This is a genomic window from Clostridium massiliamazoniense, assembly GCF_001403635.1.
In the GTDB taxonomy this organism is placed as follows: Bacteria; Bacillota; Clostridia; order Clostridiales; family Clostridiaceae; genus Sarcina; species Sarcina massiliamazoniense.
The window spans coordinates 1,596,849-1,612,275 of sequence record NZ_LN879468.1; the positions used below are offsets into that span (position 1 = coordinate 1,596,849).

Annotated in this window: 13 protein-coding genes; 2 read left to right on the forward strand and 11 right to left on the reverse strand. The window is 28.0% G+C overall.

Features of this window, described 5'->3' with window-relative positions; translation table 11 throughout:
* Positions 1–57 precede the first annotated feature (57 nt).
* On the forward strand, positions 58–666 hold the full coding sequence (locus ARA19_RS14395) for a cell wall hydrolase (RefSeq protein WP_055071634.1): 609 nt from the start codon (positions 58–60) through the stop codon (positions 664–666).
* Between the two features lie 49 nt (positions 667–715).
* Here the strand turns inward: ARA19_RS14395 and ARA19_RS14400 are convergent, their stop codons facing one another.
* From ARA19_RS14400 to ptsP, 9 genes are all read right to left on the reverse strand, one after another.
* On the reverse strand, positions 716–1,594 hold the full coding sequence (locus tag ARA19_RS14400; RefSeq protein WP_055071635.1) for an NAD(P)/FAD-dependent oxidoreductase: 879 nt from the start codon (positions 1,592–1,594) through the stop codon (positions 716–718).
* A 20-nt stretch (positions 1,595–1,614) separates the two neighbouring features.
* Positions 1,615–1,929, reverse strand: a complete 315-nt coding sequence (gene trxA, locus ARA19_RS14405; protein WP_055071636.1) for a thioredoxin — start codon at positions 1,927–1,929, stop codon at positions 1,615–1,617.
* 112 nt (positions 1,930–2,041) lie between these two features.
* Positions 2,042–3,214 carry a beta-aspartyl-peptidase gene (iadA, locus tag ARA19_RS14410; RefSeq protein WP_055071637.1) on the reverse strand — a complete coding sequence of 391 codons (1,173 nt, stop codon included), beginning with the start codon at positions 3,212–3,214 and terminating at the stop codon, positions 2,042–2,044.
* A 13-nt stretch (positions 3,215–3,227) separates the two neighbouring features.
* The gene (locus tag ARA19_RS14415; RefSeq protein ID WP_055071638.1) at positions 3,228–4,457 is read right to left on the reverse strand and encodes a tetratricopeptide repeat protein; all 1,230 of its coding nucleotides are present in this window, start codon (positions 4,455–4,457) and stop codon (positions 3,228–3,230) included.
* Between the two features lie 308 nt (positions 4,458–4,765).
* Complete coding sequence (locus tag ARA19_RS14420) at positions 4,766–5,377, reverse strand: cyclase family protein (protein ID WP_055071639.1); 612 nt, start codon at positions 5,375–5,377, stop codon at positions 4,766–4,768.
* Positions 5,378–5,388: 11 nt separating this feature from the next.
* Positions 5,389–6,159 (reverse strand): YdcF family protein, encoded by a 771-nt coding sequence (locus tag ARA19_RS14425; RefSeq protein WP_055071640.1) that lies wholly within the window; start codon positions 6,157–6,159, stop codon positions 5,389–5,391.
* Positions 6,160–6,238: 79 nt separating this feature from the next.
* Positions 6,239–6,814, reverse strand: coding sequence for a hypothetical protein (locus tag ARA19_RS14430; RefSeq protein ID WP_055071641.1), 576 nt, complete (start codon positions 6,812–6,814; stop codon positions 6,239–6,241).
* A 35-nt stretch (positions 6,815–6,849) separates the two neighbouring features.
* Positions 6,850–7,311, reverse strand: a complete 462-nt coding sequence (locus tag ARA19_RS14435; protein ID WP_055071642.1) for a hypothetical protein — start codon at positions 7,309–7,311, stop codon at positions 6,850–6,852.
* Positions 7,312–7,592: 281 nt separating this feature from the next.
* On the reverse strand, positions 7,593–9,212 hold the full coding sequence (ptsP, locus tag ARA19_RS14440; protein ID WP_055071643.1) for a phosphoenolpyruvate--protein phosphotransferase: 1,620 nt from the start codon (positions 9,210–9,212) through the stop codon (positions 7,593–7,595).
* A 454-nt stretch (positions 9,213–9,666) separates the two neighbouring features.
* Here ptsP and ARA19_RS14445 point away from each other — a divergent pair, with 454 nt between their 5' ends.
* Positions 9,667–11,673 (forward strand): sigma 54-interacting transcriptional regulator, encoded by a 2,007-nt coding sequence (locus tag ARA19_RS14445; protein ID WP_055071644.1) that lies wholly within the window; start codon positions 9,667–9,669, stop codon positions 11,671–11,673.
* A gap of 463 nt (positions 11,674–12,136) precedes the next feature.
* Here the strand turns inward: ARA19_RS14445 and ARA19_RS14450 are convergent, their stop codons facing one another.
* On the reverse strand, positions 12,137–13,171 hold the full coding sequence (locus ARA19_RS14450; RefSeq protein WP_055071645.1) for a ribonucleotide-diphosphate reductase subunit beta: 1,035 nt from the start codon (positions 13,169–13,171) through the stop codon (positions 12,137–12,139).
* Between the two features lie 19 nt (positions 13,172–13,190).
* On the reverse strand, positions 13,191–15,419 hold the full coding sequence (locus ARA19_RS14455; protein WP_055071646.1) for a ribonucleoside-diphosphate reductase subunit alpha: 2,229 nt from the start codon (positions 15,417–15,419) through the stop codon (positions 13,191–13,193).
* Between the last annotated feature and the right edge of the window lie 8 nt (positions 15,420–15,427).

Here is a 15,427-nt window from a genome sequence, read left to right on the forward strand (position 1 = left end):
TATTAAAAGTTTTTTTTTGGTTAAAATACTCTAGGAAAGAGTCAAAAGGAGGTTTCTATGAAGAAAAAATATTTTTTTAATTTTCTCTTAACCTTCAGCTTAATAATTATCACTAATTTATTTTTTAATACCTTAACAACTAAACCAACTAATTTAAAAGGAGTAAACAATGAAAAGAATATAAATAAAATCAATACTACATTATTAGTAGCAAATGGCTCTAATAATGAATCTAAAGAACTTTATCTAGAAAATGAAGATACTGTTCAAGTTTTCAAATCAAATGATAAATCTATTTCCCTTTCTCAAAGTGATATAGATTTATTAGCTCAAATAGTTCATGCAGAAAGTAAAGGGGAACCTTACACTGGTAAAGTTGCTGTGGCCTCTGTAGTTTTAAACAGAGTTGTTTCCCCAGGTTTTCCAGACACAGTTGAAGGTGTTGTAAAACAAAAAAACGCATTTTCATGTGTTGTTAATGGTCAAATAAATGTTGTCCCCAACAGTGATAGTTATAATGCTGTTAAAGATGCTATAAGAGGAATAGACCCAACAAATCAAGCATTGTATTTTTATAATCCTAAAATTGCAACTTGTAATTGGATGAAAAATGTATCCAAAAAAAATGTAAAAAGCATAGGTCAACATGTATTTTTTAAAGTTTAATAAAATTAAAGGGACTGCAAATGCAGTCCCTTTTCTAATCTATAGATTATTATTTATTTTTATTTTTTGCTTTTAGCTTTTCTAGATATGATGCTGCACTTAATGTAGCGATATTTCCTTCTCCAGCAGCTTTTATATATTGGTATGGTTTACCAACACAATCTCCTGCTGCGAAACATCCTTCTATATTAGTTTGCATTAATCTATCAACTTCAATATGACCATCTGTTATTTTTAGTCCTGGAACTAATTGACCTGGTGATATACTATCCTTTAAGACAAATATTCCATCAGTTTTTAATTCTCCGTCCTTTAGTACTAAAGTGTCTACTTTCATTCCACCTTTTATTTCAACTGGTTTATCTTCAACTACTTCAATATTTCCATTTAACTCAAATGGTCCTTTATACATAGGAATGTAATAAACTAAACTTGCTAGTTCACTTACGAAATTAGCTTCTTCTTCAGCTTCTTTATTATAACCTATTATAGTAACAACTTTTTCTTTATATAAAGGTGCATCACATGTTGCACAGTATCCAACACCTCTACCTATGAATTCCTCTTCTCCTTTTAGTGGTTGAGTATATTCCATTCCAGTTGCTAATATTAAGGCACTTGCTTCATAAGTTTTATCATTAACCATTAAAGCAAAGTAATCTCCCATAGCATATATATTGTTTACTCTTTCCTCTGTAATTTCTATTCCCATATAATCTAAGTGTTCTTGAAATTTTTCTTTTATTTCCGGTCCTGTCATACCATAAAATCCAAGATAGTTATTTATTTTAGGTGCTCTAACTATTTTATTACTTAGATTTTTATTTCCAAATATAATAAATTTTTTGTTTCTTATTTTTGCATTTAATGCTGCTGATAGTCCAGCTGCACCACTTCCAACAATAGCTATATCGTATCTATCACTCACTTTAATTCTGCTCCTTTTTATTAAAGGTGTTTTTCTAAAATAGCTTTTATTTCAGCTTTAGGTCTAAAACCAACTAATGTATCTACAACTTCACCATTTTTGAATATTTTTAATGTTGGAATACTTGCTATTTGATATTTAGTTGCAGTTCCTGGGTTTTGGTCAACATCAACTTTTGCAAATGTAACATTTGTCATTTCACCAGCTAATTCTTCTATAACTGGAGCTATCATTTTACATGGTCCACACCAAGTTGCCCAGAAATCTACTAGTACTACTCCATTGTTATTTATAACTTCTTGTTCAAAATTTTTATCTTCTATATGCTTTACCATAAAATTACTCCTCCTATATACCCCTCATGGGTATCTTTTCTTATAATTATATTATAGTATTTAAAAACAGTCAACATAAGTGACCTTACCACATAAGATAGTATTTCGAAAATTATTCAAAGTTTCCTTTAACTGTAGGTTTGCCAAATTCCATAAGAATTTTTCCTTTGCTCACTACCCATTCTATCTCTAGTTTTTCTTCATCTATTAAAAGTAAATCAGCATCTTTTCCTGGTGCTATTTCTCCCTTTTCATTTAAGTGAAGTATTCTTGCAACATTAGAAGTTACTACCTTTATGGCATCTTCAAAAGCTACTCCTATACTTATAGCATATTTAATTTCCCTAAATAATGTACCTACTGAACAAATTTCCAATCCAATTAATTCCTTTTTATCGTTAAATACAGGCATACTTCCATTTCCATCAGAAGAAAAAGTTATTTGCTCTATAGATACCCCATTATCTAAAAGGTACTTTATTGCAAGACCAGCTCTATATTCATCTTCATCTAAACAATCAATATTACTAGATGTAGTTAAATCAATATTTCCACCTATTCTTGTATATTTAATAGCCTCTTTTAATAGAGATAAGGTTCTATTAACATGTGTAGGTAATATTTGTTCAATTGGAATTTCTGATTCTTCAGAGAGTCTAAATAAATAATTGAATTTGCCTATTCCATCTCCTAAGTGGACGTTAACCACTCCTGCTTTGCCTGATAAAAGTCCACCAACTCTTGCTTCAGCTACAACTGATAAAAACTTTTCAAAACTTGGCTGACTTCCTCTATGATCGCATATGGCTATTTCTCCAAGACCTATTATTTTCTCAACTAGCATTATATCTTCTTTTACGCTACTTGTTAGTGTTTTTATAGGTGGTACATCATAAGAACCAGTATAGCAATATGCAGTTACACCTTGTTCCTCTAAGGAATAGACACTTGGTAGTAATGTAACGATATTTCTAGTTACACCATCTGTTCCTGTTACTCCAACTACAGTGGTAACACCTCCATAAATTAAATCTGATAACTTTATTTCTGGAGTTCTTGTATTAAATCCACCTTCACCACCGCCACCTGTTATATGAACATGTGAATCTATAAAACCTGGTACTAATAATTTTCCCTCCCCGTCTATTACTTCTATATTTATAAAGTCTTGGGGAACTTCAATTTCATCATAGATTCCTTCAATTTTATTTCCTACTATGACTACATCCTTAATTCCAACATATTCAGGACAATAAACTTTAGCTGACTTTATAACTTTTATCATAGGTAATCACATCCTATTCACTTTCTAAAATACTTTTTATGTTGTTGTTATTATAAATAGAATCATTAAATTTATATTGCAATTTCTCAGCATATTTTTTACTTTCAGAAATATTCCTATCTTTATTTAATATTGCTAATTTATATAACACCTCCTCTAAATATTCGCTTTCTTTAAAATTCTTTTCATAATCGCTATAATATTTTATAGCATTGTCTTTGTCATCTAACTTTTCAAAACTTACAGCAATCATATAATTTAAATGATTTTCCAAATAACTACCTTTTGCGTATTTGAATCCCTTTTGAAATTCTTTATTAGCTTTCCCAAATTCTCCGTTTTTAAATTCATTTAATCCTTCATCGTAAAAATATTTTACTCCCTTTGTTTCTAATAGTTCCTTTGCTAGTTCAAACTCCTTTTGATTTTCTTCTGTAATACTCTCTCTATTTTTCTCCATAGCTACAATTAATTCATCATAATTTTCTTTTTCAATTAATTCTTTTAAATTATATTTTTTCTTTTCTTCACTATCTTTACTATTAGTTTCTTCATTATTTTTATTGTCATTTTTATTTCTTTCATCATTTTGTGAAATTACACTTTGTGGCTTTTTACTTTCTGTATTTTTCTTAAAGTTCGCACTATTTGAAAGCATTAAAGCACCACCTATTACAACAAGACCTATAGCTATAGATCCTGCTAAAGCTACTTTTTTATTTATTATATTGCTAAAACCTCTTCCTTTAAGACCTAGCTCATTAATATAATCATTTGCTACTTTATTGTTTCTTTCAACTGATATAACCTTTTCTATACATTCTTTTGCTTTTTCTTTATCACCTAGCTTTATATAACAATAAGTTAATGCATTATACACATTAATAGCATTAAAATCACTTTCTTTAGCACTTTCTAAAAGTACTACTGCTTCATCTAAATTAAAATCTTTAATTTTCTTTAATGCTTTTGTATATAATTTCTCTCTAAGCAAATCATCCTTGATATTATCTAAATAAGACTTAGCTATACCATCATTATTTATATTCACATTAACTTTCCAACTTGCCTGTGCTGCATGTAAATTACCCTTTAAATAGAGAATCATTCCCTTAAGGTTCAAAGCAGCTTTATTATTTATATCTAAAGCTACAGCTTCTTCACAATATTCTAAAGCTTTCTCAATATTTCCTACTTGAAATTTTTCTACTGCCTTATTGTAGTTTTTCATAGAATTATTCATTTAAAAATCCCCCTGTTTTTAAAGCACTTCCTAACTAAAATATTTAAAAAATCCCTATAAATATTATAACAATTTTTTACATTTCTAGTTGTTATAATATGCTTTTTTATGTAAATTTTTAGTTAATATAAGAACTAATCTAATTTATAGAATTTGTAATACTCAAATATTCTATAATCTAAATTTTTATCTACTCATTATTCCTATAGTGTTTTCCGCTATTGAAAATCAATATTTTCTTGAACTAAAAAAGCTATATGAAATAGACTAACCTAAAATTAATCTATTCCATATAGCTATATTTTTACTTAAAACTCAACTAATACTCTTGCTGGTAGTGCATCTATTGCTTCAATTTTCATAGGTAAACAATAAACCTTAAAACCCTTTGTTGGAATCTTATCTAAATTACTTAGATTCTCTATTGCATAGGTTTTATGCTTTCCTAAATATTCATCTATTATGCCGTGGTTCCTAGAAATCCCAAAGCCTAATGTATCAATTCCTATCATATTTACCTTTTTACTAACTAAGAACTCTATAACTTCCATAGATATTTCTGGATGTTTACTATACTTTTCATCGTCATCTAAATACTTATCCCAGTTAGTTTGGAAAAATACATATACTCCTTCTTTTACTAATGACAGGTCTAAATCCTTTAATTTTATTTCCTTTTCATTTACATTTGAAAGATCAAATTTTATTCCTTCTCCAATTAATCTTTCATTTTCAATTACCACATCAGGTCCCATAACATCTATATGTGTTCCCATATTGTGAACATCACAAGAAAATTTAGTTGTTGTATATTCACTACCACTTCTAGAATTTCTTATAACTCTCTCTACCTTTAAAGGCTCTGAGCCATATCTATAAACCTTTCCTAAAAGTGTAGTTTGTGTAATATCTACTATCATGACTTTCCTCCTCATTTGTCTACTATAGCTGATTTTCCTATAGCTATGAACTCTCTACTATAATAAGCTGGTATTAAGTACCATGGTGTTTTAGCACTATATACTTCACTTTGTCCAAAGCCAACTCTCTTACTCAAAAAGCTGCTTCTAAAACAATGGAATCCATTTGTTATTATTTTTATACTTATATCTTTAACTTCTTTTTGGCTATGTTCTTCTATAATAGATTTAGAAAACTTAAAGTTTTCAAAGGTACTAGTTGATTTATCCTCCATTAATATACGATTTTCTTTAATACCATGACTGACTAAATATCTTTTCATTGCTTCAGCTTCAGATATTCTTTCATCATTTCCCTTGCCACCTGAAACTACAATAGTTTCATTTCTATCGTGATTATTTATATATTCTAAAGTTGTATCTAATCTATTCTTAAGAGTAGCACTTATTTGGTCTCCATTTAAAAGTCCAGCACCTAGAACAATTATATAATCACTCTTATTTTTATTCTTTTTCATAGCAAAAATGCCTATAATACTCCCATCTATAATAATCACCGCAATAACTAAAACAATAAAGAAATTTATAAATCTATTTATTCTTTTAAAAATAGTATTATTAGAAAATTTAAATAAAGCTATAGAATAACATAAAGAACAAATAGCTAAAACTAAAAACACATAATTAAAACTAAATTCTTGAACTACCATTTTCATAACTAAAAAATAAATAAAACTACAAAAACTTAAAACTCCAAAAAAAATCCCCTTAAAATTTTTCAAAAAACTCCCCCTAAACTATTTTTTATTCTATTATACCCATGAAAGTACTTTTAAAAATTACAAATTAAAATTTTTAAACTTAATTCTCTATAATATTTAATTCATTTTTCTTTGCTATTTCTTTATATCCTTCTAAAACATCATATTCTTTAAAAAATATAGGGAACTTTAAATCATAATTTCCCCATAAAGTTAATTCATTTTCTAAAAAATAAAAAGTAGTAAAAAACATATTTCTAGTATTTAATTTAACTATAACATCCAAAATATCCTCATTAACTACTTTAAAATAAATTTTATCTTTATCTATACTTTTTATAAGCTCTAAAAATTCTTTCTGTTCTTTTTCATCTAAAACTTTTAATATTTTAGAAATAGCCTTACTGTCTAACCTATTTACATAGAAATCAATTATTAACTTTCCTTTATTAAATACATAACATTGCTTTATAAAATTTATATACACCTCTTCAATGTCTTTAAAATTTTTAGAAATTACTTCTTCTTTAAAAGTATTTTCCTCTTCTACCGTAAGTTTTTTATGATGTAATGTTAGAATTCCATTTTTAAATCTTTTAAAGTAACCATCTATATTCATGGCTCTTACATTTACTTCATTAATAAAAGTTACATTATCAATGGCTTCTAAAGTCATGAAATCACGTCCAATCTAAAATTTTAATCTCGCCACTACTTATTTACTGTTATAAATTTATAATACTCTGTATCTTTAATTCCTAAATTATAATCTTCCACTAAAGTTACAAGTGCTGGATTTATCTCTTCATCTGATTGTTTTAATAAATCTTCAAATTCATTTAAGTTATTTTCTTTATAAGCTTCATAAGCTCTAATTCTTATTTCTAGCCCTGCTATATATTTTCTTAAGACTGAATTTAAATTTTCATCCTTTATATTGGCTTTTTCTAAATTAATATTTTCTATAGTATTTTTGTAATTATTAATTATTTCATCACATAGCTTTGAATTTTCTAAAGTTGATTTTTCAAATTCATCTTCCTTATTATAAGTATCCATTATAGACTTTGCTATATATCTTGGAATTTTTCCAATAGTATTATTATACACAAGCAATGCTCCAAATAGTAAAATAACAAAAAATGTTGTTGTTAATATTAATTTTTTCTTCATACTCTCATTCCCCCTTAACCCTTTAATAATATTTTAATAAAGAATGAGAGTTATTAGAATGGATTTTAAAATTTATTTTATAACTAGTGTCCTATACTACTCCAATTTTCTATAAGCTAAAGCCAAACAGACACATATCTCTAGATAAGAATACTAATGTTTAGCTAGAGTTAAAACTTTACCTGATGACTTTATTTCTCTCTCCAAGAAAATATCTCTCCTAAAATATAAAGAGGATGTATCTCTAATTTCGATACATCCCCATAAATATATTAAAACTTTTATTCTTGTTCCATTATTATTTTCTTAGCTGTTAATATTGAGCTTGCACTCATTGAGAATTCGTCTAATCCATATTCTACTAATGTTGGTATAGCTGCTTCATCTCCAGCCATTTCTCCACACATTCCTACCCATTTACCATGTTTATGTGCTCCATCTATTGTCATTTTTATTAATCTTAATACAGCTGGATGCATTGGATTATATAAGTATGATACTTTTTCACTCATTCTATCTGCAGCTAATGTATATTGAATTAAGTCATTTGTTCCTATTGAGAAGAAATCTACATGTTTAGCTAATTCATCAGCATAAACTGCTGCTGCTGGGATTTCTACCATGATACCCCATTGAATATCTTCTGAGTAAGAAATTCCTTCAGCTTTTAATTCAGCTTTACACTCTTCAACTACTTCTTTAGCTTGGTTGAATTCTTCTAAACCTGATATCATTGGGAACATTACTGCTAATTTACCATATACAGATGCTCTTAATAAAGCTCTTAATTGAACCTTAAATATTTCTTTTCTATCTAAGCAAAGTCTTATTGCTCTATATCCTAAAAATGGGTTCATCTCTTCTGGTAATGGTAAGTATGGAAGAGTTTTATCTCCACCAATATCTAATGTTCTTATTACTACTTGCTTTCCTTCTGTTTTTTCTAAAACATATTTATAAGCATTGAACTGCTCGTCCTCTGTTGGAGCTGAATCTCTATCCATGTATAGAAACTCAGTTCTAAATAATCCTACACCATCTCCACCATTTTGCATAACTTGGTCAACATCTTCTGGTTTACCAATGTTTCCACAAACCTCTACTCTTTTACCTGATTTAGTAGTTGTTTTAACAGTTATTAATTTCTTTAATTCCTCTTGCTCAGCTTGGAATTTTTCTTTTTTAGCTTTGTATTCATTAACAACTTCTTCTGAAGGATTTACTATAGCAATTCCTTCTATACCATCAACGATTACTAAATCACCATCTTTAACTGATTCAGTTATATTTCCAAGCCCAACTATTGCTGGTATTTCTAATGTTCTTGCCATTATAGCTGAATGTGAAGTTCTTCCCCCTATATTAGTTAAGAAAGCAACAACTTTGCTTCTATCTAATTGTGCTGTATCTGATGGAGTTAAATCATGTGCTACTACTATTGTATTTTCTGGAGCATTTTCAAATGGATTAACAGCTTTACCAGCTAAGTTAGCTATTATTCTATTTGACACATCCTTTATATCAGCTGCTCTTTCTCTCATATAATCGTTATCCATTGATTCAAATATCATAACAAAAGTGCTTTTTGTATTTTCAACTGCTTTCATAGCATTTAATTGCTCATTTTCTATAGCTAAAGTCATTGCCCCCGCAAATTCTGGATCATCTAATAATGTTAAGTGAGCTTCAAATACTTCTGCCTCTTCTGCTCCCATTTCTTTTGCTGCTTTTTCTTTAATTGCAACTAATTGAGTTTTTGAAGCTTCTAAAGCTGCATCTAATTTAGCCTTTTCAGCTTCTATATCTGTAATTTTTTCATCACTTATTACTATCTCTTCATGTTTTTGTAGTAATACTGTTCCTATTGAATATCCTTTTGATGCTGCTATACCTTTTAACATATGTATATCCTCCTTAAATTCAAACCTTAATCTTAAATTAATATCATACTTTTCTTAAACCTAAAGTAATCAAAATTTTACACTGTAAATCTATAATATATATTTAAAGCAATTTATATGCCATTTACTAAAAAATATACTTCTTTCCTTTACTCTCTAAATTCTTATGATTTCTTCAAGAAATTTATGTTATTTTTTAAGATTAATTCCTAATTTTTTCACCAATTTCTATTATATAATGATTTATTAAAGTAAAAATATGAAATTTAGATTATTATCAATTTATTAACAATATTTTTTATACTCTATAATTTGATTAAAAGTAAAATAGTTGATAAAATTTATTATATAAAGTGTATTTTCGATACTTTTTATCAATTCTTTCTTTTATAATTTAATTTAATGTACTTTTCTTGATATTTTTTATCAAATATTTATTAAAGGAGAGCTATATATGTATTATGAAGATATAAAAATAACTGTTGATTCTGGCTTACACACTAGATATTCAGCAATGCTTGTAAATAAAGCTTCTGAAATTTCTTATAAATATAAAGTAAAATTTTATATAAAAAAAGCTAATTATACTGATTGGCTCGAAATAAGTATGCTTGGTCTTTTAGCCTTAAAAGTTGCTAAAGATGAAATTCTTACTATAGGTACTGAAAATGTAGGTATGATAGGAAAACTTTCTATTAATCTTTTAATCGACTATATAAATAATAATATAAATAATTCAACTGAACCTATGGAAGCCATAGATGATTTTATTGAAGAAAATAGTTTAGCCAATGAACAACTCTTTGATGTTTTACCTATTGGTGTTATAGCTATAGATTTAAATTCTAGCATAACTAAAGTAAATAAATATGCTTTACAAATTTTAAACTTACCAGAAGAAAAAGTATTGGGAAATAATATACGAAATATAATTCCTAATACAGAACTTCCTGACTTGCTAAAAACTCAAATTAAAGAAATAGGAAAAATTTTATATATAGGTAATAGAACAACCATCGTTAATAGAAGTCCACTCTATCATAATGGTGACTTAATTGGAGCTACAGCTGTAATACAAGATATATCTCAAATGGTAGGATTAAAAGAGCTAAATGAAAAGTTCACAAGAATATTAGAAAATTCTAGTGAATTAATTTGTTTTATTGATGAATATGGCAAAATAAACTACATAAACCCAGCCTATGAAAAACACTTTAAAAGTTCATGTAAAAATATTATTGGAAAAGATATTTTCTCAATTTCTCCAAAGGGCTATAGAGCCAAAGCCTTTACTGAGAAAAAAACTATAAATAATGTAATCCATAATAAAGAAGGTATAGATATTATAACAAAAGTAGTTCCTATATTTGTTGATAATAAATTTAAAGGAGTTATTTCAACCTCAAAACCAATAAATGAATTAAAAAAAGTAATAGCTCAACTTGAAAAGTCTCGTGAAGAATTAAAATATTACAAAGATGAATTCTTTAGAAATATCTCTTCACTTTCCTCTTTTTCAAATATAATAGGCTATAATAGTGGTTTAAAAGATGCTATTTATATATGTGAGAAAGCTTCACAAAGTACTTCCACTGTTCTAATTCGTGGCGAAAGTGGAACTGGTAAAGAACTTATTGCAAAGGCTATACATAATAATAGTGCTAGAAAAAACAAACCCTTTGTTAAAGTTAACTGTGCAGCCATTCCAGAAAATTTATTAGAAAGTGAACTTTTTGGTTATGAAAAGGGAGCTTTCACTGGGGCTATAAAATCTAAACCTGGTAAATTTGTTATAGCTAATGGAGGTACAATTTTTCTTGATGAAATAGGTGATATGCCTATGTCCATGCAAGTTAAGTTACTTAGGGTTATTCAAGAACGTGAAGTAGAAAGTATAGGTGCTATAAAACCTCAAAAAATTGATGTTAGAATTATAGCTGCCACTAATAGAGATTTAGAAAAAATGATGTCTTCAGGAGAATTTAGAGAGGACTTATATTATAGACTAAATGTTCTATCAGTATCACTACCTCCTCTTCGTCATAGAAAAGAAGATATAAATTCACTTACAGAACACTTTATAGAAAAAATAAATAATAAACTTAATAAATCAGTTAAATCTATAGATAAAAAATCTTTAAAAGCCTTACAAAACTATGAATGGCCAGGAAATATAAGAGAATTAGAAAATATAATAGAGAGGGCTATAAACCTTTGTGATAGTGATGTAATAACTCTCTTAGATTTACCATCATACTTAAATACTAATAATGACTTAACAGAAACAACCTTTGAAATTGATGAAAACAATATACTAACTTTTGAAGAGTATGAAAAGAAAATAATAGAAACAGCTCTAAGAAAATATAAGAGCTTTAATAAAACAGGCCAGGCATTAGGTCTAACCCATAGAACCATCTCACTAAAATGTAAAAAGTATGGTATAGAAGTTCAAAAATAGAAAATAAAAAGGATGTATCAAATCAGCGCCTTAATTTATATTATTTTTATAAATATATTTTTTTATCTGCCAAGATAGCTATATAGGTACAAAATGCTGTGACCATTGAACTAGTACTAGAAGCTCTTTATTTTTGAACAACAGTTTCGTAAGTGACTATCTAAATCTTGATTTAGTTATAGGAACTTACTCAGCAAGCAATGCGAGTCGAGTTTCCTTTTAAAAGAAGCTCAGTGCTAAACGAACTGAGTAACTTCTAGTTACCAAATCACAGATTTGGACTATCAGTTAAACAAAATGAGTTTGGAAATTTCAGAAACTGTTGTAGAAAAAATATTAGAGCTTTTTTACGTAGGTGAGTGGTCACAAATGATGAACCTATATAGCTAGATAAAAGGCAGAGAGGATGTATCTGTAATTTGATACATCCTCTTTTATTCTTATTCTACTTCTTTAAATTATTTTATAAATCATCTACTAGAGCTGTTGCTTTAGCATAAGCTGTTGATCTAGCTTCAAAGAAATCTGTCTTAACTTGGTTTGCATCTGCATGAACGTCTACCCATGGTGCTGGATTTTCTGTATGTTCTGGATATAATATTTCAAGACCTATACTTCTTAATCTTAAGTTACCTATATATTTTATATAGTTTTCTATTAAAGTTTTATTCATTCCTTCTATATTATTACCTATTACATAATGACCCCAAGCAATTTCATTTTCTACTCCAGTCTTAACCATATCTACTAATTCTTTTTCAAATTCTTCAGTGAATATTTCTGGATTTTCTGTTTTTAACTCAAGTATTATATTTTTAAATAACCATAAATGAGTATTTTCATCTCTATTTATATATCTTATTTCTTGTGCTGAACCTGGCATTTTTCCGTTTCTCTCTAAGTTATAGAAAAACATAAATCCTGAATAGAAATATACACCCTCTAATATATAGTTTGCCATAACAGCTCTTACAAAGTTATGCATTGTTTCATTTTCTAAAAATCTATTATATAAATCACCTATGAATTTATTTCTTCCTAATAGAATTTCATCATCCTTCCATTGGAATAGAATTTCATTTCTTTCCTCTGGAGAACATATACTATCTAACATATAGCTGTAACTTTGTGAATGAAGAGCTTCTTGGAAAGCTTGAATAGTTAAGCATAGATTAACTTCTGATGCTGTTACGTAACTATTTATATTTCCTAAATTAGCTGTTTGTATAGAATCTAAGAATATTAAAAATGATAATATTTTATCATAAGCTGTTTTTTCATTTTTAGATAGTTTTTTATAATCCTTTAAATCTTGAGATAAATTAATCTCTTCTGGTATCCAGAAGTTATTCATTGCCTGTCTGTACCAATCAGAAACCCAAGTATATTTCATATTATTAAAATCATTTAGATTTGTAGTATTACCATTAACTATTCTTTTCTTAGATATTTCTGTATCTCCAAGCTCGTTAAACAAAGGTTTTTTAGTTATTTCCATCTTCAACATCCTCTCTTAATTAAGCTGAACAACTTTCACAATCATCCACTGATAGTGATTTGCTTCTAACATAATATATACTCTTAACACCACTCTTACAAGCTGTTATATATAAATTCATTATTTGTCTCATTGTAAAATCTGTAGTTATATAAAGATTAAATGATTGCCCTTGGTCTATATGTCTTTGTCTTACTCCATTAGCCTTTACTGATAATTGTTGATCTACATTATAGGCTGATATATAATACCAGAATGTTTCCATTGATAAATTAGGTGCAGTTTTTGGTGTTATGCTACCTTTTTTCTCTTCTAACCAGAATTTAGCCATTACTGGATCAATACCTTCTGATGTTCCTGCTATAGTTGCAGTTGAACCATTTGGTGCTACAGCAAATAAATATCCATTTCTCATACCATGTTCTTTTACTTCTGCTTTTAATTCATTCCATCTATCTGAGTTATAATTTCTTAACTCAAAGTACTCTCCATTATCCCAATCAGAACCTTCAAAGTAGTTATATCTGCCTTTTTCTTTTGCTATTTTCATACTGGCTTTTATAGCATAATAGTTTATATCTTCATAAACTTTATCAACAAATTCTAAATGCTTATCTGAATTCCAATGAATTTTGTTGTTAACTAACATATGATGGTATCCTGAAGTTCCAAGACCAACTGCTCTGTATTTTTTATTTGTTATTTCTGCAAAAGGTACTGAATAGTAGTTTAAGTCTATTACATTATCCATAGCTCTAATTTGTGTTTCAACAATATATTCTATTTCTTCTTGTGAATTAACATCAATATTTCCAAGAACCATTGATGATAAATTACAAACAACAAAATCTCCTGGTTTAGTTTTTTCAACTACTATTAAATCACCGTTAATATCTTTTATTTCTGTTTTTTCAATTTCCATAGCACTCATATTTTGCATTATTTCTGTGCATAAATTTGAAGAATATATCATTCCCTTGTGCTTATTAGGATTCATTTCATTTACAGTATCTCTATAAAAAGCAAATGGTGTTCCTGTTTCAGAAGCACTCTTTATTATTAATCTAACTATATCTTTAACTGACATAACTCTTTTTTCTATTCTTTCATCATTTACACAGTCAAAGTATCTCTTTTCCCATTCTTCTCCATAGAAATCTTCTAGAGAATATCCTTTAACCTGTCTTATTTCATGAGGACACATCATATACCAGTTCGCATCTATATCTTCTTCTGCTAATTTCCAGAATAGATTAGGGTAAGAAAGTCCTGGGAATATATCATGAGCTTTCTTTCTGTCATCTCCATTGTTAGTTCTTAATTGTAAGAATTCTGGTAAATCCTTATGCCATGCATCAAGCCATATTGATATTGAACCATTTCTTACTCCTAATTGGTCAACAGCTACTGCTGTATCATTAAATAGTTTTATCCATGGAATTACTCCACCTGAAGCACCTTTAAATCCTCTTATACTTGACCCTAAAGCTCTAACTTTTCCGATGTAAACTCCCATTCCACCACCAAATTTAGAAACCTTTGAAAAATTATCTAAAGATTTATAGATTCCATTTAAACTATCATCTACAGTATCTATAAAACATGAACTTAACTGATAAAAAGGCTTTCTTGCATTTGACATAGTTGGAGTCGCCATAGTTGCCTTTATTGAACTTAATACATTATAAAATCTTTTAGCCCAAGCCACTCTATTTTCCTTCTTTTCTGGTATTGCTAAATGCATAGCTATTCCCATAAACATTTGTTGTGGTAGTTCTAATACTTCTCTAGTATAATCTTGAACCAAATATCTTTTTGCTAAAAGATTTATTCCGCTATATGTAAAAAGAAAATCTCTCTCTGGTTTTATCTCTTTTTCTAAATCTTCAATATCCTCTTTTGAATAATTTTCAATTATATATTTTCCGTATAATCCTCTTTGTGTAAGATCAGTTATGAAATTATAAAAATTGCAGTAAGGGTTCTCATCTTCTTTAAGTCCTCTATTTACTTTAACTTGCTCCCTCAATTTAATTGTATAATAATTTGCTGCTATTTTTTGCCACTCTGGCTCTATTTGAGATGTTAATTCTAGAGAACATTGCATTAAACAATCTTTTATATGATTCTCATCATTTTCATCTCTTATTATATTTTTTAAAGCTTCTTTTAAAGCTTCTTCTTTATATAATTCTTTATCCTTTAAAAGGCTCATTGCCTCCTTGCACATTTTATCTATTAAAGTCATAACCTTTC